14 protein-coding genes are annotated in these 22713 nt (G+C 47.7%); 7 read left to right on the top strand and 7 right to left on the bottom strand.

Annotation, left to right across the window (positions count from 1 at the left end):
• The first annotated feature begins 80 nt into the window (after positions 1–80).
• Both FN124_RS24180 and FN124_RS24175 read left to right on the top strand, forming a co-directional pair.
• Positions 81–4964, top strand: coding sequence for a PKD domain-containing protein (locus tag FN124_RS24180; protein ID WP_142687338.1), 4884 nt, complete (start codon positions 81–83; stop codon positions 4962–4964).
• Between the two features lie 198 nt (positions 4965–5162).
• On the top strand, positions 5163–7466 hold the full coding sequence (locus tag FN124_RS24175; RefSeq protein WP_142687337.1) for a T9SS type A sorting domain-containing protein: 2304 nt from the start codon (positions 5163–5165) through the stop codon (positions 7464–7466).
• 78 nt (positions 7467–7544) lie between these two features.
• On the opposite strand, the gene katG is transcribed toward FN124_RS24175, so the two are convergent.
• Positions 7545–9821, bottom strand: coding sequence for a catalase/peroxidase HPI (katG, locus tag FN124_RS24170; RefSeq protein ID WP_142687336.1), 2277 nt, complete (start codon positions 9819–9821; stop codon positions 7545–7547).
• A 654-nt stretch (positions 9822–10475) separates the two neighbouring features.
• Here katG and FN124_RS24165 point away from each other — a divergent pair.
• Positions 10476–10691, top strand: coding sequence for a hypothetical protein (locus FN124_RS24165; RefSeq protein ID WP_142687335.1), 216 nt, complete (start codon positions 10476–10478; stop codon positions 10689–10691).
• Positions 10692–10764: 73 nt separating this feature from the next.
• Here the strand turns inward: FN124_RS24165 and FN124_RS24160 are convergent, their stop codons facing one another.
• The 4 genes from FN124_RS24160 to FN124_RS24145 form a co-directional block, all read right to left on the bottom strand.
• A complete protein-coding gene (locus FN124_RS24160; protein WP_142687334.1) occupies positions 10765–12234 on the bottom strand; it encodes a RagB/SusD family nutrient uptake outer membrane protein in 1470 nt (489 codons plus the stop codon).
• 4 nt (positions 12235–12238) lie between these two features.
• Positions 12239–15799: a SusC/RagA family TonB-linked outer membrane protein gene (locus FN124_RS24155; protein ID WP_185937348.1), complete on the bottom strand. Its 3561-nt coding sequence runs from the start codon at positions 15797–15799 to the stop codon at positions 12239–12241.
• A 205-nt stretch (positions 15800–16004) separates the two neighbouring features.
• Positions 16005–17015, bottom strand: coding sequence for a FecR family protein (locus FN124_RS24150; RefSeq protein ID WP_142687332.1), 1011 nt, complete (start codon positions 17013–17015; stop codon positions 16005–16007).
• Positions 17015–17599, bottom strand: coding sequence for an RNA polymerase sigma-70 factor (locus FN124_RS24145; RefSeq protein WP_142687331.1), 585 nt, complete (start codon positions 17597–17599; stop codon positions 17015–17017). The genes FN124_RS24150 and FN124_RS24145 overlap by 1 nt, the downstream gene beginning before the upstream one ends.
• A 245-nt stretch (positions 17600–17844) precedes the next feature.
• On the opposite strand from FN124_RS24145, the gene FN124_RS24140 reads away from it, so the two are divergent.
• On the top strand, positions 17845–18234 hold the full coding sequence (locus tag FN124_RS24140; protein ID WP_142687330.1) for a DUF1801 domain-containing protein: 390 nt from the start codon (positions 17845–17847) through the stop codon (positions 18232–18234).
• A gap of 11 nt (positions 18235–18245) precedes the next feature.
• Here the strand turns inward: FN124_RS24140 and FN124_RS24135 are convergent, their stop codons facing one another.
• On the bottom strand, positions 18246–18533 hold the full coding sequence (locus FN124_RS24135; RefSeq protein ID WP_142687329.1) for a hypothetical protein: 288 nt from the start codon (positions 18531–18533) through the stop codon (positions 18246–18248).
• A 130-nt stretch (positions 18534–18663) separates the two neighbouring features.
• Positions 18664–19698, bottom strand: coding sequence for a right-handed parallel beta-helix repeat-containing protein (locus tag FN124_RS24130; protein WP_142687328.1), 1035 nt, complete (start codon positions 19696–19698; stop codon positions 18664–18666).
• A 247-nt stretch (positions 19699–19945) separates the two neighbouring features.
• Between FN124_RS24130 and FN124_RS24125 the strand changes: the two genes are divergently transcribed.
• From FN124_RS24125 to FN124_RS24115, 3 genes are all read left to right on the top strand, one after another.
• Positions 19946–20962: an SDR family NAD(P)-dependent oxidoreductase gene (locus tag FN124_RS24125; RefSeq protein WP_142687327.1), complete on the top strand. Its 1017-nt coding sequence runs from the start codon at positions 19946–19948 to the stop codon at positions 20960–20962.
• A gap of 28 nt (positions 20963–20990) precedes the next feature.
• Entirely contained in the window at positions 20991–21803 is an 813-nt protein-coding gene (locus tag FN124_RS24120; protein WP_142687326.1) for a helix-turn-helix domain-containing protein, read from the top strand.
• Positions 21804–21916: 113 nt separating this feature from the next.
• Entirely contained in the window at positions 21917–22693 is a 777-nt protein-coding gene (locus FN124_RS24115) for a hypothetical protein (RefSeq protein WP_142687325.1), read from the top strand.
• Positions 22694–22713 lie beyond the last annotated feature (20 nt).

The raw sequence follows: 22713 nt of genomic DNA, 5'->3' as shown, positions 1-22713 counted from the left end.
AGAGATGGCACATATTGGCTGAAAAATTGTACATTGCCTGTACAACTGTATCGAGAGTCCGTATCATATCCGAAAAAACGATGAACCTAGCCATATCCGCCAAAGGCAATTTTATTGCCTGTTTCACGCTGTCTGTGCTATCCTTTTGTCTGATGGCTCTTACTACCCGTGCGCAGCTGAAAGCAGATTTTACGGCAAACAATACGGCCGATTGCGGCCTGCTGGTTACCACCTTCACCGATCATTCCACAGGCAACCCTGTATCCTGGCAATGGGACCTGGGCAATGGCTTTACTTCTACAGAACAAAATCCCCAGGCTTCTTATGTAACAGCGGGCAGCTATACCGTTAAGCTCACTGTAACAGACGCTACCGGTGCTACCAATACCATTACCAAAACCAATTTCATCAATGTGTGGAGTAAGCCAAAGGTGAACTTCAGCGCCGTACCTCCAAGCGGTTGCGCCCCTTTTACTACCACATTTACCGATAAGTCGGACCCGGTAGACGGTACCATTACCCAATATGCCTGGGACTTCGGCGACGGCTTTGATGGCAGCGGCAGCAACATCACACATACCTTTGACCGGGCCGGTGATTACGCGGTAACATTAACGGTTACTAATAGTCATGGCTGTACGAATTTTCTCCGGCGGGAAAAAGCAGTGCAAGCATTGCCCGCCATCAGGGCGGATTTTACGGTGGCGCAGAAAACGCTTTGCCAGGCGCCGGCAGATGTGGTTTTCACCAACACCTCCACCGGCAGCGGCACCCTTAGCTATCTCTGGAAGTTTGACGATGGCGCTACTTCTACACAAAAAGATCCGGGGAAGCACACCTTTACCACTCCCGGCAGGCATAGTATTACCCTCACTGTAACCAATGAACTGGGTTGTTCTGATACCAAGATTGTAAGCGATATTAACCTGGCCAATTATAACACGGATATAGATATACCAACGCTGGTATGCGCCGCCAGGGCCAACAGTTTCACCGCTGTGGCCACTGGTATTAAGCCGGATAAATATGCCTGGGAGGTCAATGGCCAGCCCTTCGGCGGAAACACTGCCACAATTGCCTATACCCCAGCAGCTGCAGGCCCGCTGAAAGTGAAGTTAACTACTACCTACGGAAGCTGTACCCAGGTGGTGGAGAAAACCACCACTGTGAATGCCTCGCCGGCAGTGAATATCAGCAGTGATAATAAGCCATCCTGCACGTTGCCGGTTACGGTCAGCTTTAACAGCAATTCATCAGGCGCAACCGGCTGGCAATGGACATTTGGTGATCAGCAAACCTCCACGGAGCAAAATCCTGTACATAGCTACAGCGCAGCAGGTGTTTATAAAGTAAGCGTAGTGGCTTCCAATGCGGTAGGCTGCCAGATGAGGAGTGAAGCAGATATCCCTGTGATACAAACCCTGGTTACGGCTACTGCCAGGGAGGCCAGCGGATGCGAGGGCATCTCACCAACGTTTACCGCTACCAGCAACAGCAGTGACCTGATAGCAACTTACAGCTGGGATTTTGGAGATGGATCTGCAAAGTCAGCAGAAGCCAGTCCTGCACACGTATATCCCAAAGAGGGCACTTACCCGGTAACGCTTACCTATACTACCGTAAACGGATGTACGGGAACCGTGAAATGCCAGCAGGATGTAAAGATATACCGTAAACCCACGGTAGATTTCTCCTCGCCTGAAAGCCCAAAGGTTTGTGGTAATACCACGGTAAGTTTCAAAGACCAGTCGAATATAGGCGATAAATGGGTATGGGATTTCGGAGATAAAACCATCAGCCAGGACAACAATCCAACGCCTCAACACAGTTACACGGCGCCAGGTATATACGATATTACGCTTACCGTTTTCAACGGTACCTGCAGTAATTCCCTGACTAAAAAGCAATACATAGAAGCTACGGATCCATTTCCCCGTTTCACTGTTGCCCCGGCGGATTGTAATAATCGTCTTACCGCCACGTTTAACGAAAGCTCCACCAGGGCCACCTCCTGGAAATGGGAGTGGGGCGATGGTACAGATACGGCCTACACTACACGAAGCGCCAGGCTTACCCATACCTACCCTAAAACAGGCAGGTACCTGGTACGCCTCACGGTGTCAGACGGTATCTGCACCACAAAGCTGGAGAGAACAGTGGAGGTGATTGCAGCTTCACCTGTTGCCATCACTGCAGATAAAAGCACCTTGTGCAGCAGTGATACCGTACATACAAAGATCAGCAGCTATAACCCGGATATCTACGGCATTAACGGGTATGCCTGGCAGGCTAACGGTAAAGCCTATCCCGACAGTACGCTTACCAGCTATCCGTTTACCAACCTGGCGCCGGGCAAACAGGCCTTGCAGCTGCTGGCTATCAACAGGGCGGGTTGTACCGACAGCAGCAACGTGGTGAACGTGGCGGTGCGTGGCCCGCTGGCGGGGTACAACCTGCCGTCAGATGTGCAATGCCGTGGTACGGCGGTAACCTTTACAGATGCTACAGACCTTACTTACAGCAGCGGAGTGGCAAAATGGGAATGGGATTTCGGCGATGGAACACCTTCGCAAACCATCACAGCGCCGCCCTTTACACATGTGTACGACACGGCAGGCTATCGTTTCAAACCGGTATTAAAGGTAACCGATAAAGAAGGCTGCTCGAATGTTTACTCGGGGAAAACTCTGCAGGTGAACGGCCCCAATGCAGATTTTGTGGCAGATAAATACCTGGTAACACCCGGTACCAATGTTACTTTCACCAATCAATCCACAGACATTGGCGGCACCATTGCAACGGTGCGCTGGGATTTTGGTAATGGAACTTCTTCCTCAACTACTCAAAAGGCAGTGGTGAACTACGCCAATTTAGGGTTGTATAAAGTACAGCTGCGGATAACTGATAACAATGGTTGTAAAGACACTGCCGAAAAAGAGATCAAGGTTACAAAAACGGGCGCAGCTTTTACCTATACTTCCTCCTTTGTTGATGGCAGCAATTGTGCGCCTATGTTGTTCCGCTTTACCAATAGGTCTTTCAACTATACCAGCTCCTTCTGGGATTTCGGCGATGGCAGCACTTCAGACCAGGCCAACCCCGTGCATACCTACACGCTGGCCGGCCAATATAAGGTTACTTTAAAAGTAAAGGGAAATAATGGAGATGAAGACCAGGTAGCAGAAACCATTATAGTAACAGGCCCGTTTGCAGAAATAACGGCAAGTACCCAGGGCGGCTGTCATGAACAGGAAGTAGTGTTCAATATCACCGGGGCAAAGCCGGCCACTTTCAGCTGGGATTTTACAGATGGTATTGTACAGCAAACAAAGGAAACAGTGATCTCACATACCTTTAAGAAACCAGGAATATATAATCCCCGCTTGTTGCTTACCGATAATTTAGGGTGCCGTGGACTGGCCCTGCTTAAAGATCCGATCGTAATAGATGAGCTGGATGTAAAACTGAACCCTTCCGCTACGGAACTATGCGGTGAAGGTGATATCACCTTTGATCCTGATTTCACCAGCCATTCCATAAGCCTGGGAATGCCGGCTACCTATCAGTGGACCTATGATCCTTCGGTAACCGCTACAGGCGCAAACACCGCCACACCAAAGTTCCACGTGAATAAGCCAGGTACCTACCAGTTTACGCTCACTACTACTACCGCCTATCATTGTGTAAAAACAGTATCTGTTACGGTGCTGGTACGCCCGGTGCAGCGGGCATCCATTACCGGCCCGGATAAAGCCTGCAGGGATGTACCCGTAACTTTTAACGGAAGCGCTTCCGGTGATGGCGATGTTACGTGGAAATGGAATTTTGGCGGACAGGGTACCGATAACAAACAACAGCCCGCAGATAAGGCGTTTACCACACCAGGCATGGTAGATGTAACACTGGCAGTTACCAATAAGGAAGGCTGTACAGATACCGCGCATCACAGTATCAATATCCTGCCTTTGCCGGATGCGAAAGCCACGGCTCCTGCGGATTTTATTTGTCTGAATAACACAACGGTGCTGCAGGCCAGCGGTGGTGTTAAATATGAATGGACGCCCGCCGAAGGACTGAGCAATCCTAATATTGCCAATCCCCAGGCAAGCCCCGTTGCCAATACCACCTACCAGGTGAAAGTGACAGACAATAATGGCTGCATTAATACCAGCGATGTCAGCATCCGCGTGGTGCAGCCCTTTACCATCAGGGCTACACCTGATACCGGGCTTTGTATCGGTGATAAGCTCCCCCTGATGGCAACCGGGGCTGATAGCTATGTATGGGAAGGGCCTGGCCTTGATAATCCCGGTATTGCCACGCCAACAGGCAGCCTAACCAGCATTGGCAGCTATACTTACAAGGTAACTGGATACGATAAGGACGGCTGTTTTTCCGACAACGCATCGCTGCGGGTGCAGGTGAACCCATTGCCAACAGTAATGCTGGGTGGCGATATGCTGGCAATGGCCAGCGTGCCGGTGCAACTGGGAGCCAGCGTGAGCAATGATGTAGTTCGCTGGAACTGGTCGCCGGTGGAAGACCTGGACTGCAGCACCTGCCGCGTTGTACAGGCTGTTCCCAATCTCACTACCCGGTATGTGCTGGAGGTGGAAAACCGTTTCGGCTGCAAGGCCTCCGATGATATAACCGTACACGTTACCTGTAGTAAAGGTGCAGTGTTTATGCCCAATGCATTTACACCCAACGGCGATGGGCAAAATGAATATTGCTATCCCAAAGGTAAAGGCGTGAAAGAAATAGAATACCTGCGGATCTACGACCGCTGGGGCACACTGGTATTTGAAAATATGCACTTCCCCGTAAATGCACCGGTTTCAGGATGGAATGGTAAGAACAAAGGAAATGTGGCGCCTATAGGCACCTATATCTATTCGTTGAAAACTATCTGCGAAAACGGGGAAGCATTTGAATTCAAGGGAACAATCACGCTGATAAGATAGGTGGTATCCGGGTATAAAAAATCTGAAATTGTAAATTAATTGCGCTATATTATTATATTATTGCGATAGAGATGTTTTGTTAACAGGCGTGCCCGGCGCCGCCGGGAAAATACTATGATAAACTGTATACATGAGCTGCCACGGCTCATATGAACCCGTTATATTCCCGTGTTATTCATTGAACCAAATTCTATTACTATGAGCTTCAACATCAAACCCTTTTTAACCCTCACAGCATTGTCCTTTTCTTTATTGCTGTTAACCACAGCGGCGGTGGCGCAGGTAACATGGCCGGCGGGTCAGTTATTGCCCTCATTTCCCGCAACGGCGGGCAACCTGGATTTATTTTACAATAACGGCACCGCTCCGCTGAGCTGGCGCTGGGAAGCAGAAGGCCCACAAATGGCGCATCATACCGGGCGGCTTGAAACAGATGGATGGCTTTGCCAGGTTGGAATCGACGCGGCAAATGAGCATATGCTCTATGGCCCATATGATAACTCTGTTACTGCAGGAGCCAATATGGCGGAGTTCCGCATGAAAATAGATAACAATACAGCAGATAATAATCCTGTGGTAGATATTGATGTAAGGGACGCTACTACAGGCGCCATTCTCGCAGCGCAAACAATTACCCGGCAACAGTTTACTATAGCATCTAACTATACAAGTTTTAAATTGCCCTTCACTATGCCCGCTGCCAATCATTCTATAGAGCTGCGCGTATTCTGGAAAGGAGCGGCTTATATAAAAGTGGATTGGGTAGGTGTACAGCAACAAACTGATGCCGCTGCGGAAACCTACCTGTTCAGTTCCCTGAAAGGCATTGTGAACAGAACGCAGCCACGCATCTTTTCCTATGAAGGTGATGCCTTTGCGGAAGGGCCATATGCCTGGATGCAATCCCTGGGTTTAACATGGACAGAACATACAGACAGGTGGGAGCTGATCAGCAAATACCGCAGCGAAATATCCGGTCTTATTGTATACGACCCGGCGCAAACGGCCACTGTTAACCTGGCAACAACACTTGCAAAAGATAAGAAAGCGCTCATTGCTTCGCCTGCCTTATTACCAAAGCTCACGGCTGCACCTTATAATCTTCCCATACTAACAGATCTGCGGGGGCAGTTTACGAGCAAGCTGCAGGTATATCAAACATTGTACAACACCTATTGGCCCACAATGGATCATCGTTTACTGATCGGGTTAAGCCCGGAACTGCACCAGGGCTCTTTAAGGGAATACGCCACCGCATTGGGCGCGGCTGTAATCTGGCTGGATCCTGCTGTAAGCGGTGAAAGCGCTTTGCTGAACAGCTTCTTATCTTCCATGCCGGCAGGATCGGCATACATGGGCTGGTGGCCCGAAGAAGGCGCCGGTATCACCCGGGCATCCAGCTATGGTATCGCCACCGTGGCGAGTGATTATGCCACTAATTTAACAGTGCACAGTGGCATGCCCAGAACGGTCAACATCAAACCTATCCCTCCAAAACCAACACTGAAGAACAAGATCTATGTTGCCTTTATACTAAGCGACGGCGATAATTTACAATACGTGGAGCACCTGATGCGCAAGCTATGGAGTAATCCCGATCGCGGCGCTGTGCCTATGGGATGGACCTTGTCGCCCGCCATGCTTGATGCTATGCCAGGGGCGTTGAACTACTATCATCAAACTTCCACTGATAACGATAACCTGATTTCCGGACCTTCTGGGTATGGATATGTATATCCTAATAATTTCCCTGATCAGAATACGTTAAACCAGTTTGTTATTAAAACAGAAGATTACAATAAAAGAGCCGGTTTCCGGGTGCTTACTGTCTGGAATACGATTACAGGCGGTATCAACCAGAATGTAGGCGAGAGCTTTGCCACCTATGCGCCTTCACTGTTGGGATTAACCGCCCAGAATACCGGTGGCGCGCTTAGTATTTACAACCAGCGTTTACCGGGAATGCCGCTTTCCTGCAACTATTGCACAGGGGAGCAGGCTATGAAAGATGCCATTGCCGCTGCTTCTGCAGGATGGAATGGTACCACGCCGAGGTTTATTATCATCCAGGCGCAACCCTGGCAGGATGTGAAGCCCACTAACTTTAAGAACGTAATGAATTCGCTGGATTCAAATCATATTGTAGTGCGGCCGGATCATCTTTTCCAGTTGCTCCGCGAGGAAAACGGGCTTCCGGCAGGAGATAGCCTGGCGGCAGATACTGCCGGAACATTTGCCGTTCAATATCAAAAAGATTTTCCGGGAGATGAAAAATTAAAAAGGGACAAGGACATTGTGTTGTATCCCAACCCGGCCAGCAGCAAGCTTTATGTAAGCGGGCTGAATAATAATGCAGTGCTCGAAGTGTACGACAGCAAAGGTCAGCGTTTGAAGACAGTATCCGGTATATCCATTGACGTTACCGAACTGGTACCGGGTACTTATTTTTTAAAGATCAGGTCCGGGGAAACGAGTCATACCCGTAAGTTTATAAAGCGTTAGGAGAGACGTAATGCAAAAGAGGAAAGGCCATCTTCTGTAAAATACTGAAGATGGCCTTTCCTCTTATTTAAATCTATATCAGGCTAAATCAAACCTGTCGAGGTTCATCACTTTATTCCATGCTGCTACGAAGTCTTTCACAAATTTTTCCTGTGCATCAGCGCTGCCATATACTTCGGCAATTACCCTCAGTTCTGCATTGGAGCCAAACACCAGGTCGGCGCGGGTGGCTGTCCATTTTGCGGCGCCGGTGGCGCGGTCGCTGCCTTCGTACAATTCTTTGTCGTCCGACAGCGCCTTCCATGCGGTACGCATATCGAGCAGATTTACAAAGAAATCGTTGGTAAGCACGCCCGGGCGTGAAGTAAATACGCCATGCTTTGCGCCGTCGAAGTTAATGTTCAGCACACGCAAACCGCCGATCAGCAAAGTTAATTCAGGTGCGGTAAGCGTGAGCAGCTGGGCCTTGTCTATCAGCAGCGCTTCCGTGGGCACAGCAGATCTTGATTTGCGGTAGTTGCGGAAGCCATCTGCAGCGGGTTCCAGGTGACCGACAGATTCAACATCAGTTTGTTCCTGTGAGGCATCCATACGGCCTGGTGTAAATGGAACGGTGACAGTACTTCCTGCATCTTTCGCCGCTTTCTCAATCGCAGCAGCGCCGGCCAGCACGATAAGGTCTGCCAGGGAGATCTTTTTACCGTCTTTTTGTGCGCCGTTGAATTCTTTGCGGATACCTTCCAGTACGTCCAGTACTTTCTGCAGTTGCGGGGGATTGTTCACCGCCCAGAATTTCTGCGGTGCCAGCCGGATGCGCGCGCCGTTGGCGCCGCCGCGTTTATCGGAGCCGCGGAAGGTAGAAGCGGAAGCCCATGCTACAGACACCAGTTCGGATACGGTAAGACCGGATGCGAGCACTTTTGCTTTGAGGGCAGCAATATCATTTTCATCGACCAGCGGATGATCTACTTCAGGAATAGGATCCTGCCAGATCAGTACTTCCTGTGGAACATCCGGACCGAGATAACGTGCACGGGGGCCCATATCACGATGGGTTAATTTAAACCATGCACGGGCAAAAGCGTCGGCAAATTCTTCCGGGTTTTCCAGGAAGCGCCTGGATATTTTTTCGTAGGCAGGATCAAACCGTAAGGCAAGGTCGGTGGTGAGCATGGTAGGCCGATGCTTTTTGGAAGCGTCGTATGCATCAGGAATTATGTCATCGGCATTTTTAGCTACCCATTGGTGTGCACCAGCCGGGCTTTTGGTCAGTTCCCATTCAAAGCCAAAGAGGTTTTCAAAGAAGTTGTTGCTCCATTGGGTAGGCGTTTTTGTCCATATTACTTCCAGTCCGCTGGTAATGGTATCTGCGCCTTTACCGGAGCCGTAGCTGTTGCTCCAGCCCAGGCCCTGCATTTCAAGTCCGGCAGCTTCCGGTTCTTTGCCTACATGGGTGGCCGGAGCTGCGCCATGTGTTTTGCCGAAGCTGTGGCCGCCTGCTATAAGGGCTACTGTTTCTTCGTCGTTCATAGCCATACGGCCAAAAGTATCGCGGATATCTTTAGCGGCTGCAATGGGATCAGGGTTGCCATCAGGACCTTCAGGATTTACATAGATCAGGCCCATCTGTACGGCTGCCAGGGGTTTTTCCAGGTCGCGGGAGTGGATCTTGCCATCTGCATCATCATCAGAGGAAACAACGCCATGCTCTTTGGGAACGCCTTCGGAACCGTGCGCATAGCGCAGGTCTCCGCCCAGCCAGGTGGTTTCTGAGCCCCAGTATACATCTTCATCCGGTTCCCATACGTCTACACGTCCGCCGGCAAAGCCAAATGTTTTAAAGCCCATTGATTCCAGGGCCACATTACCGGTAAGGATCAACAGGTCGGCCCAGGAAAGGTTGCGGCCATATTTCTGTTTGATGGGCCACAGCAGCCTGCGGGCTTTATCAAGACTCACATTATCAGGCCAGCTGTTCAGCGGGGCAAAACGTTGCTGTCCTGAGCCTGCGCCTCCACGGCCGTCCCCCACACGATAGGTACCTGCACTATGCCATGCCATGCGGATGAACAAAGGGCCGTAATGCCCGAAGTCGGCCGGCCACCAGTCCTGTGAGTCGGTCATCAGTGCATGAAGATCTTTTTTCACTGCTTCCAGGTCGAGGCTTTTAAATGCTTCGGCGTAGTTGAAGTCTTCACCCATTGGGTTCGACGAGGGCGAGTGCTGACGCAGGATACTTAATTTTAATTGATTGGGCCACCAATCGCGGTTCCTGGTGCCGCCTCCGCCAACGTTGAGTTTCATGCTGCCATTATGAAAAGGGCATTTACTGATGTCGTTTGATTCTTTTCCCATGTTTACAAGTTTTGTATTGAGTGAACAATTACTTGCACCTTGTATTTGTGCAGGATGATAAAGGTAATGGTATTGTAATATAAATGAACTCAATTAATTTCTATAATTAAATAGTTAAAATCTATTTGCGTAAAAGTTGGCCTAAACCATTCGGGGAGAGTTAAATACAGGTGGCACTCCCTGTATTATTCATAAACATTTAAGCAGCTAAAAGGTTTTCAAATGCAGAAAAGGGCACCTTTTTACAGGATGCCCTTTTGCCGGGGTTAATTAATGTGCATTCATCTGTACCGAAATAAGAAAACAAAGCCAAATGAGATCATTTGGCTGGTGAATGTTTATACCGAAATACCAAGTTGAAGCCAGGTGAGATCTCCCCGCTCATTATCATCTTATTTATAATTGAACACTCTTATTAGCTGTACGACAGGCGACAAATAAAAAAGGGTGATCGGTAACAGAAATTTTTTTTCGGGTCACCCTTTTTTATTTGTCGCCTGTTGTATAGCGAACGTAATTTTATTTACCAACCAAAAGAGTTATAACAAATCTAGACCAGTGAACAGCAGGCCTGTTGTTTTAATGAATGCCCGGAATCAAAACCGCTCCTGACTACCAGGGAAGGGGGGGTATTAATTTATAACCTTAATAAGTATGGACTTTTACAGAATGTTCCGTACGGGGAACGTGTGTGTGCCAACCAAACGATTAAGGCGGCCGGCATTAGCGGCTTTTAATGGTAATTACTTCATTGTGGCAGCGGGTATGACAGCGTTGCTGTTGATGGCAGCCGGCAACGCTGTGGCCCGTGAATCCCCAAATTCAGCTGGTTCGGATCATGTTTCAGAAGAAACATTTATCCGTCAGTAGTAAAAATGTGGTATATACTTAGACATCGGTTATAAATTAAACAGGCGGCAGTATTATTACTGCTGCAAATTTATTACAACGGCAACCTCCGTTTAAGGCCAAGCGGTTTTAATGCCGGGTTGGCCTGCAGCGCAGGGGCGGGTATTTCCAATGTGTAACCCGGATCATTTTTTTTAAGTACAAATCGCTCGCGCGGGCGCACTTGCTGGTTAATAACAGGCGTAAAATAATGTGTGATGGAAGGGGCCGTGGTTCTGCGCAGATCAAACCAGTTGTGCAACTGGAAAGCCAGTTCTTTTCTTCGCTCCAGCAATATTGTTTCCAGCAATGTTCCGCGGTTAATTTGCCTCGATCGGGTGACTGTTTTTACGCGGCGACTTTGCAGGAGATCAAGATCTGCGAGGGCCTTTTCATTTTCACCCAGGTGTGCATTGGCTTCGGCCCTGTTCAGGTATGCTTCGGAAGTGCGGAAGGAAAAGCAGTAGGCGCCGCTGTAAATACCACTTGTTTTGGGAATCACCACAACATTGTTGCTATAATAGTAACCGCCCAATCGCTGGTCGGTGGAATCATATTGCCGGAGCAGGTCTGATGAAACACTGAAGCCGTACCCGTTTCCGCCTCCGAAGTTGTTGAAGGCAGTGGGGTTGGGATCATTATAAAAAGTATAGATGATTTCCGGGTTGGCTGCTCCCAGCATGCGGATATAAAAATCGGACATACTGGTTCGGGGCGTGGTGTTATCTTGCAAAGCAGACCTGATTTCCAGGCATTGGCCTGCAAAGGCGGCGGCCTGTTCCCAATGTCGCAGGTAAAGATGTATACGTGAAAGGAGCAGGTATACCGCTGCCGGGGAGTAATGAAAGATACTGCTTGTTTTTCCCGATTCCTGCACATATTTCAGGGCGGTGTTGAGATCTTCCAGGATCTGGTTGTACACAGCAATAACAGTGCTTCTGGGCAGATGTGTATTTACAAGCGTGCTGCTGACGGAAAGGGGCACCCCCATTGAATCTGCCCTGTTCGCAGGATCATAGGGCCTTCCCCAGATGTTTACGAGGTAATAGTAGGCCAGCGCTCTCGAAAAATGAGCTTCGCCCAGCAGGAATTGCCGTCCGGAAAGATCTCCTTCAATTTTCTCTCCTTTATCGGTAATAATATTACATGCTTTTATAATCCTGTATAACCCAAGCCAGGTATTATTCAGGATATCCGAAGGGGACTGTCTTTCATCATACTGGATATCGTATATATTCTGCCAGGTGTAAAAAGCGGAATAAGGCCCCTTTTCATCAAACGATTGCGCCGGCCCAATGGTTTCTTCCACATCTGCTGTCATCATATCAAGAAAGTAAAGAAAGAGGTCGCCGTCCGGCGACAGGTTCCTGTTCCACCCCTCACCGTTCAGCATTTCAGTATAATCTGCCACCGTTTGGGGGGTGCGACTGTTATCTGTGGGCGTATCCAGGTACTTCCTGCAACTGCTCATGAAGCTGGTAGCAATTAGCAATATACCGGTATATGTGAGATGACTGATTTTCATACCTCTAAAAATTTATCTCCGTTCCAAATGTGAAAGACGGGCGCCTGGGCAATGTACCCGGGGGCAGTTCCGGGTCCTGGCCGTTCAGCCTTTTATCTGCCAGTAGCAATACATCATGCAGCTGCGCATAACAGGAAATATTTTTAAACAGTTGCCTTCCGTTTCCCGGTACAGGGAAATTACGCTGTACCGAAAGCGTGGAAAGCCTGATATGACTGGCATTTACTATCCGGATATCGCTGTTGTTATACATTTCCGGAGAAAGCGTAGACATGAGGTAAAGTGGAGTTGTTCTGTTAAGATTTTGCATAGTGGCAGCATCAAAGCGGTAATACTGCACGGGCGACATGGCAATCGGATCGAAGAGATACAATCCATTCTGGGCATTAACACCGGGTATATCGGTTATTTTTTCATCACCGGGTTGTTTCCAGCGTTTCTCAATGGCTGTCGACATATTCTCCGCCGGGTTAGGTACGAATGCCCCGTTTTCATAAAGGTTGTTCAATCGTTGTTTATAGCCCAGCTTCACCAGGAAAACAGTTGTCAGGCTCCAGTTCCGGTATTTCAGGTTGCTGGAAAAACTACCGTCTGTTAACGGGATACGGCGGCCTGCGGGAACAAATACATTGGCATAATATTGCGCAACAGTAGGCTGAACGGTATAATCGCGGTCGTAAATTCCACGGAAAGTTGGAAATCCCTGGCTGTTGAGTCCCGTGAATTTGTAAGCATACATGGTATTAAGATCGCCACCGGCCTTGATGATATCCCCGCTAAGATACTGTTGCTGATTGCCTATGATCCCCGGATCAGTGAAGTTGTTTTGCAATACCCGGGTTTTATTCACGGCTATATTAGCCGCTATGTTCCATTGCCAGTTTCGCCGCCGGATAACCTGGTACTGAAGCCCCACCTCAATGCCATTGTTTATAATACCGGCGGTGTTAAACATCCCTGCGTTGAAACCATTTTCTTCTGCCAGGTTGATATTGGCAAGCAGATCGCGGCTCCGTTTTCTGTAGGCTTCAACCGTTCCGTATAACCGGTTGTCAAAAAAAGAAAAGTCAATGCCTGCATTGAACACATACGTTTTTTCCCAACACAGCCCGGGGTTATCAAAATTGACAATAGTAGCCTGGCTTTCCCCGGATATAGGATCCTGCACAGGATTGGATATCGACAGGCCGGTGGATTTTATTTCCGGTAAACCGATGTTATATCCATAAGATACCCGGATATCGATAGCGTTGTTTGTTTTCTTATGCCTGCTGATCAGCGGTTCATCCAGCACCCGCCATTTGGCCGCTGCGGACCAGGTTTTTTGCCAGGGCTTGTTACCATACAAGGCAAAATAATTAGCGCCATCCTGCCGGATATTAAAGTTCAATGTATACCTGTCTTTGTAAGAATATACCAGCATGCCATACCAGCTGGTTTGCCGGTATTTATCCATGAATTGTGCAGTAGGTTGAATGCCGGAGTAGGTAAAGAAATTATTATACATGGGGTACTCACTGGCGGGTGGGGGATAAGCCGCCAGCCCGCTGCCCGGATAATACCCGAGTATAAAACGTTTGCTGGTATTATATTTCGACTGTCTCAGTTCATTCCCTGCCAGCAATTGAATATAGTGGGCGTGCGCTTTAAGGCTATATTCCAGCGAATGACGGATAGTATAATAATACTGCCTGGTAGCAGTTTCCTGGTATTCGCCGCCAGAGGGAAGGATGATATTGCCTTTAGCTGCATCGCTGTACGGCATATCAGGCCCCAGCCCCATCCTGTACCGGGAGGCAATATAGTAGGTGTTTTCCAGGGCATAGCTGTTGTTGTTGGCAGCAGATGAGCCCAGTCCGTATAAGCCATGCAACTTAAAGGAACGGAGAAATGTCCAGTCGGCATTCATCACTGCACGGTAAGTATTTACCGATGTCCTGGTACGGCTGTTCTCCATTTCAGAAACAATGTTGAACAGCGCTACCTGTGAGGTGTCCATTACATAATTGTCTACCGACCAGTTGGGAGAAGCCGGCGGATAATACATTCTTTGCTGCTGCCTGGTGTAGGGCAGGCTCCTGGCGGTGTGATAGGCATACTGGTACGGGTCGGTCTGGTAAGGATAGCTGCCTGTGTTGCTGGCGCCGGACAATTTGATGCCTGCCTGTAATCCGGGTATAGGATGATAGCTGGCGCCCAGCATGCCGGAATATTGCCTGGCCCGGGTAAAGATAGCGGGACCTGTTTCACTGGTATAGCCGGCAGACAGGTAATACGCGGTTTTTTTACCACCACCGTTTACCGACAGGTGGTAGTTTTGTGTAACGCCGTTATTGAACAGGATGTTAAACCAGTCTGTATTCATCGATCTGTAATCCTGTTCCAGTTGCTCAAACCTGGCCCGGCTCATATTCCCATTGAGAAAACCAGTGTAGTCGCGCTCAAATCCATCCGGGAGAATGCCGTTTGAAAGCGGCAGCTTTTTATCTATGATTTCCTTTGATAGCCCCATCCGTTGGGCAGCATCCATGAGGTTCAGGTGATGATAGCTGGGCCGGAATGTAATATTGGTCATCTGGGAAAAAGTGATCTCCGGCTTTTTATATGGGGCGCCGTTACGGGTGGTGATAAGAATCACCCCGTTGCCGGAGTTAACGCCATACAGCGCTGTTGAAGCGGCATCTTTCAGGATATCTATCTGTTTGATGTCTTTAGGGTTAAGACCGGTAACGGGACTGGACATCAGGTTTACATCATCCAGCGAATTGATGTTAGCTGCATTGAGTTTTACTGGCGCGTCAACGATAATGCCATCAATCACCCAGATAGGTTCACGGTTGCCGGAAAGAGTGGCAGTGCCCCGCAGCCGTATTTTGGGCGCAGCCCCCGGGCTGGTACTGTTCCTGTTAATAGCAAGGCCGGGAACTTTACCCTGCAACATATTGTCAATGGATAATTGATCTTTTCTATCCAGGCTGGCAGCTGAAACAGTGCTTACCGAGGCCGCAGAATACTGGTGTTTTAAAGTGGAGTACCCGTTTATGACCACTTCATTGATGGCGGTGAAAGCCGGTTGCAGTGAAACGGGGAGGAATGCCCGGTTTTTTACCGCCACTGATGTTGTTTGCATGCCCAGGAAAGATACCTGCAATATAGCATCGGGAGATACCGTGATATGGAACATACCGCTGTCGTTACTCCAGGTGTTGTTACGGCGGCCTTTTTCAACGATATTTGCCTGGGCTAAAGGCATCCCGTTTTTATCCGTGATCCGCCCCGAAATGTTAACAACCGGAGGGTTGTATGCATTGCTATTGATGGGCAGGATCACATGGAGCCCGTTTTTACGCACCACCTGTAATCCTTTATCCTTCAGGAGCAGTTGCAGTATATTGTCTACCGTTTCATTATCGGCCCGCAAGCTTACCAGGCCCAGTTTGTTAAGTTCTTCCGTGTTGTAGAAAAAAGTGATCCCCGTTTTTTGGGTGATCAACGTAAGCGCCTGTGTAATATGTTTATGCTTCACGTGAATAGACATACGCATCGACTGCGCACTGGCACTCAATGGGAGTAAGCAAATAACCAGGAGAAAGAAACAGTTCCGGTATAGTGTTCGGGACAAATGTAGCCATCCCTTCACATGACATCTGGAATGGTACATCAAATTAATGGAATCATATTGGATAACAAAAAATGTGCTGTTGATCTTGATACTTCGACTGATGTTTAGACTAAAGTTGTTCGCTGTTTTAATTAAAGATAGATAAATATTACCTGATTTCAATAACCCTTTGTAAGGAGTCGATATTAAAATTTACGGGGCTGGTGGTAGTAGCCTTAATAAGATCCAGCAGTGGGGAAATATCTGGTGGCCTGGTCATTAACGGTATGTTATAATGGAGCTGACCGGGTGCTTTATTGATGAAGATAACCCTGTAGTGATAAATAGCGCCTAATTGCTGCATAATGTCTTCCAGCGAAGCATCGGTAAATATTATTTTTCCTTCCTTCCATGCCATCGCATTTTCCAGGTTGCCCGTACTTAACTGTAATGTACTGCTGAGAGTGTTTAAATCCGCCTGTTGGCCAGGCTGCAGGTATTGGATGGTACCCGGTTGATCAGCCAGTCCTACTGATATTTTACCCTGGGTGAGCGTGGTGATGATATGTTTTCCGTAAGCATTTATATTGAACGAGGTGCCTAATACCCGTACTACCTGTTTATTTACTTTAACAATAAATGGCTGTTGTGTATTGTGTGTTACTTCGAAATATGCTTCCCCCGTCATAGTCACTTCCCTGGCTGTACCGGTAAAGGTGGCAGGGTAATCCAGGCGGGAAGCTGCATTCAGCCATACCCTGGTGCCATCTGCCAGGGTCAGGGAATCGGCAGCGCCGGCAGGGGTTTCCCTGGATACATAATTTCCTGCTACAGGAAGCTGGTGGCTGTTTCGTTTCAATGCCAGCCAGGTGGCGCCGGCTATAGCCAGCGGCAGCAATATAATGGCGACATAGCGCATTATCTTGTAGTATAAGGGAACAACCGGTGTGGCCGTTTCAGGCAGGGATAGCCTGGCTTTTAGCTTAATGAGGTCTTCCGCTGTGTTTACGCCTTCCCATCCCTTCAGGTCGCCGGCCTGTGCGCGCATTTCCATGATCTCTTTCAGTAACCCGCGTTCTTCCGCTGTCATCCCTTCCGGTGATGCAGCTGCGTTTTGCTCATCCAGCAGGTGATGTAGCTTTTCCCAGTCTATGTCACTATTTTTTTCTCGCTTACCCATTACATTATATTATGACAGTTGAAAATTAAAAAAGGGTGATCCCCCATGTAACAGGTTATCAACAGGAGGATAGACACCGGGCCACAGTTTTTCCGCAGAAAAAGATAGGCCTTCCTGATTTGTGTTTTCACTGTATTGATAGAGATATCCAGTTTTTGGGCAATGTCCGCGTACTTTAGCCCATCCACGGCGCTCATTGTAAAAACTTTGCGTCTTTGTTCCGGTAGCTGGCTGATGGCTGTTAAAAGCCTGGTCCTGTAATCTTCATTTTCATTGTTACGGTGTTGCAGATCATCGTCACTGTAGAGGGATTGTTCAATATCCTGTTTGTGACGTTGTTTCACCTGTTCGCTTTCGATATAATTAAGGCTCCTGTTCTTAACTGATACGTAGGCATAAGCCTCAAAATTATCAGGTTGATCCTGGTGCAGGTATTTTTCCCAGTATTTTACAAAGAAGTCCTGAACAATATCTTTTGAGATATCATTATTTTTGACAATGCTATAAGAAAACTGACACAGTATTTCGTAATATTTATTAAATAGATATTCAAGCCTGGCCTGATTAACGACAGTATTACCCATATTACTAAAAGAAGGTCAGATCTGCTGTAACTTAGTATAATTATTCCCGGGGGTAAATATAAGCAGAATAAGTATATGAAGGACTGCCTTTATCGGGATCCAGAAGCTTTGTTACAGATCAGCAACTGCCGGGAAAGTCTGGGGTCCGAATCGGGGAGGTAACATGGCAGCCGTATGGGAAAGAATTGATATAGCCGGTGTATACTGACATTTTGTTGAATAGATCATCTTTTAAAACCTCCAACATGCACGAAGAAATTAAAGCCTATAATGCTTCCATGCTGCCTGCGGATAAAGCCATCTGCACAAAGCTGGCCCGGGAAATTGATAAACATCTTACCGGTGCTGAAAGTAAGATCTGGCACCGGCACCCGGTTTGGTTCCTCAACGGCAACCCCATTGTAGGCTACAGCAGGTTGAAAGATAGTGTAAGGCTGCTGTTCTGGAGCGGGCAGTCTTTTGAAGAAGAAGGCCTTCAACCGGAAGGAACATTCAAAGCAGCTGAGGCCCGCTATACCGATGCAAAGCAGGTAGATACGGACCTCTTAAAACGCTGGCTGGAAAAGTCCGCAAAAATACAATGGGATTATAAAAATATTGTGAAGCGCAAAGGCGTGCTGGAACGCCTGCTGTAAATATTGCCTGCCTACACTTGAGACATCTGCAATAATTTCCTGCTTTCCTTGCTCACAAAAGTGATCGGTACAAATTTATCGGTAGGAGCGCCGATGTAATATACCATCCACTCAGGATCGTGATGGGAGAGCATTTCACTGATACAATCCGCCCGGTGCCCCATGGGGTTGGAGCAATCGTCCCAGTAAAACAGCTCCACACGATAGTGCAGTTGTTGTTTCTGGTTGTTGATCGTCACCTCCACTTCTATTTCCTGTTTGCCGGGGAGTGGTGGAATAGGAATTACAATATGACTCATGATAGTGATGTTATACGAAGTTGCCCGCAATAAAGCTGCCATATCAAAGTGACAAACGGCATATTTAGTTATGTATAGTAATTTTCGATAATTGTTCATGCCTGGGCAGCAGGTGTCCGGAAACGGACAATCAGCGGCTGCTGTGTTGTTTTTTAAATATTCCCGCGGGAATATCCCTGCCGGCGGAGACAGGCAACGGGTGCAGATAATTAACGGGAATAGTGTCTTTATCTATTTCATTCAGCAGCACTTTACCCGATCGCTGCACAGTGTTTGTAACGGGCATATCCAGGCTGTCTTTTTCAATGGTCCCGTTATTATTCAAACCCATATCAATAGCATTTCCTGTAACCAGGGAGTTGGTGAAAACATAGTGAGGCTGGTAATCCTTCATGCCTACCCAGAAGCAGTGATTATTGGCGATAATATTATCCCTGAAAACAAAGTCGGAATATTTCCCGAACCATACAGCACCTTCATAAGCCCCGTAAATAATAGAATGGGTAAGGGAAAAACCGTTTACAGACAGGAACAGTAAAAGTGCATTCCTGCATTCATAAAAGATGCAGTGATCTATTTTAATGCCGCTGCCCTGCGCAAACACTGCGCCCTGCATTGGAGCTGCATTTTTACTGCCTATAAAATAGCATTGCGATATCTTCATGTCTTTCAGTTCCGGCCTGTGCCTTTCAATGGCATAATAATATACCACAGCAGGGTGGGTATTGCCCAGGAATTTCAATCCTTTAAAACAGGTATTATTCCTTTCCACCTGTATACCTATACAATGATCGAAGTGCCCGTAGTTTTTATTGTTGGGAGAAACAGATTGTATCACCGGCATACTGGAAGGTAGCCAGCCGCCGTCGTCCGGCAGGATAGCCGCTTCAATGGTATATGCTACGGTATCGTTTTTTATATTGAAGGGAGATATCAGGACCTGTTTGGTAAGTAAATACAGCCCGGGAGCGAGCTTTATGGTAACCGGTTCCTTCCCCGAAAAACCATTGGCCATCGTTACTGCCTTGTCAATACTTGCCAGGGGATCTTTTATGGTGCCGGTTGCCTGGTCCTTTCCTTTTGCCGGGTCTACAAATATGGTTTGCCCCGCCGATCCTGTCTGGATTAGACATAAAAAACATAAGTTGATGAATAACCTGTACATAGCTGTTGATTGAGTTATGGCAAACTACTCTTTTCCGTCATGTATGACCATTCAAAACAAATGCAAGTTTGTGCAAGTGTATTCAGGATTATTATTTATTAATAATAAGTTTTATATAGATGTGAAATAAGTTAAATGTTTTAAACAGGCAATAGTAATTTTGACGCTTTCAACAAAGTAATCTGACGTTTTAAACAAAGTGACTTGCCTGAACCGCCGTTACCTTTGCTTCATAAAATCAGTTATTATGAAAGACAATTACAACGGTGCATTACAGCAACCAATCAGCTCAGGGTTCAACGCCTTCTCAACAACAAGTGATGTAATAAAGGGAATCGACCTCCACGGGAAAACGGTTATTGTTACCGGAGGCTATGCCGGGATAGGTCTTGAAACCGTAAGAACCCTGGCATCAGCAGGAGCTAAGGTAACCGTACCAGCCCGCGATACCGGAAAGGCAATAAGGAACCTGGCAGGCGTGGAAAATGTAAGCATTGAAGCCATGGATCTTGCAGACCCCGCATCGATAGATACATTCGCGGAAAAGTTCCTCCATACCAGCCAGCCGCTTCACCTTCTTATCAATAATGCCGGCATTATGTGGGTACCGCTGCAGCGTGATAAGCGGGGATATGAATCGCAGCTATCCACTAATCATCTTGGGCATTTCCAGTTAACGGCCAGGCTTTGGCCGGCCTTAAAGCAGGCAGGCGGCGCAAGGGTGATCAGCGTATCTTCTTACGGTCACCAGATGGCGCCCTTTAATTTTGAAGATCCGAACTTCCTGGTCCGTGAATATGAAACATTGCAGGGGTATGGACAGTCGAAAACAGCCAACAACCTGTTTGCCGTGGAGCTGGACCACCGGGGCAAAGTGGCAGGAGTGAGGGCCTTTTCCCTGCATCCGGGCTCGGTGAATGGCACAGACCTGGGTCGTGTAGCGCCAATGGACCTGTTCCGGCAAATGGGCACCCATGATGCGGACGGTAATATTTTCCCCGAAGTAGCAGCCAAACTGAAAACTATTCCGCAGGGCGCAGCTACTACCGTGTGGTGCGCTACCAGTCCGCAGCTAAACGGCATAGGCGGTGTATATTGCGAAAACGCGGATATTGCTGAACTGGATAATGGCAGTATTGCAAAGCGCTACGACGATCCTTTGTCTTTAAGAGGCGTACAGCCGTACTCGTTAGACGGCGCCAATGCAGCAAAATTGTGGGCGCTCAGCGAACAAATGACAGGTGTTGTATTCACCGCGGGCTGATCTTTTATTTTGTAAATTGTGTGCGCACATGGAATTTCAGACAAAATACATAACGCCCGATATTAAGCTGTCGACGTACACCGGCAGGCTTTTCAGAACCGAAGTGGTATTTGAGCACCATATATTGGTGTGGTTCATTTCAGGAGAAACGAAGATCGTACTGGCCGATAATACACATGTGTTTAATGCAGGTGATATTTTCCTGATACCGCGCAACCAGCTGGCTACTGTGATCAATTACCCGAAAGACAGGAAGCCACATCAATCTGTGGCCATGCACCTTACGCCGGAACGGCTGAAGGACTATTACCGGAGGAACCAGCCATCGCCCGGCAGGCCATCGCCCCTGCAAAGCATACGGATCTTTGATAAGCATCCTTTATTGGAAAGCTGCTTTGCCTCCCTGATCCCTTACTTTGACCTGGAAACCGGCCTGCCGGAAAGCATCGCGGCGCTTAAAACAGAGGAAGCCATTACCATCCTGAGGACCATCGACAAAAATATGGATAGCCTGTTGGCCGATTTTGAAGAGCCGGGCAAAATAAATCTCACGGATTTTATGCAGCGCAATTATATGTTCAATATGCCGCTGGAGAAATTTGGTTATCTCACAGGCCGCAGCCTGGCCACTTTCAGGCGGGACTTTAAAAATGCCTTTAATACCACGCCACAAAAATGGCTTACACAAAAAAGACTGGAACTGGCATATTACCAGCTTACAGAAAAGCAGCGTAAACCCATAGATGTGTTTGTGGAAGCAGGCTTTGAAAACCTTTCCCATTTCTCATATGCATTCAAAAAACATTTCGGGTATGCGCCCACTGTGCTGAATATAAAATAACCTGCCATTCACCTTTTCAAGTGCTGTCAAAAAAATACGTATTGAAGGAGATATGAAAAAGCCTGCTTATTTTGCGCAGCAGTTATATGGTGTTAACCTCAACAACAGCAAATATGGGAATGATCTTACTACGTATCACCGGTTACGGATGGGTGGCAATAGCATTTATGGTTTTATCGGTACTTGTGGCCGTAAAAATATTAAAACGGAATAACCGCAATGGCAATATCGGTTGCATCAGCATTGGTTATATATCGCTGGTGGTGTTTTGCCTGCTCAGCTTATCATCAGTGCTGGGAGGCTTCCTGGGCGAATTTGTGATCAATTCGTTTACGCTGCCACGTTATAAGGGAAAAGTAGTGAGCATCTCTTCTTACCAGTCCCGCGACAGCAAAACAAACCGCACCACTACCATGTACAAATCGACCGTGGCCTTTACATTAAAAAATGGTACACCGGTAGAAGTTGAAACAGACGTGTCCTCTTCAGGTAGAAGAGAAATAGGGGAAGTGGTTACTGTTGGCTATGAGCCTGGCATGGATCGTGCGGAGGAATTTTCCGGAGGCAAATACCTGTTGATTGGAGGCGGTGTGGTAATGCTATTGGTGATGGGTTATTTTGTTGTGGGTGGTATCCTGTATTCCATGAATTTAAGGATGGAGTGGTATTTTGGTTTGGGGATGAAGCTGTTGCTGTATTTTATTCTGCCTTTGGGAATGTTGTTCATGTTTGGGGCATTGGGTTATGCACTGGTACAATATTTTATGGGTCTCCGGCCTGATATGCCCGGATGGGCGGTGGCCGTATGCGGCTTTTTCTGCCTGGTATTATTTTTTGCCATGATAGGCTATGTGCGTTTGCTGGGAGAAAGGACACGGGGTATACGTTAATCAAACACTTTTAAAATAAA

Source organism: Chitinophaga polysaccharea (assembly GCF_902150045.1).
Classification (GTDB): Bacteria; Bacteroidota; Bacteroidia; order Chitinophagales; family Chitinophagaceae; genus Chitinophaga; species Chitinophaga polysaccharea_A.
The sequence above is the reverse complement of the archived record's forward strand: the minus strand, read 5'-3'. Positions and strand labels throughout refer to the sequence as shown.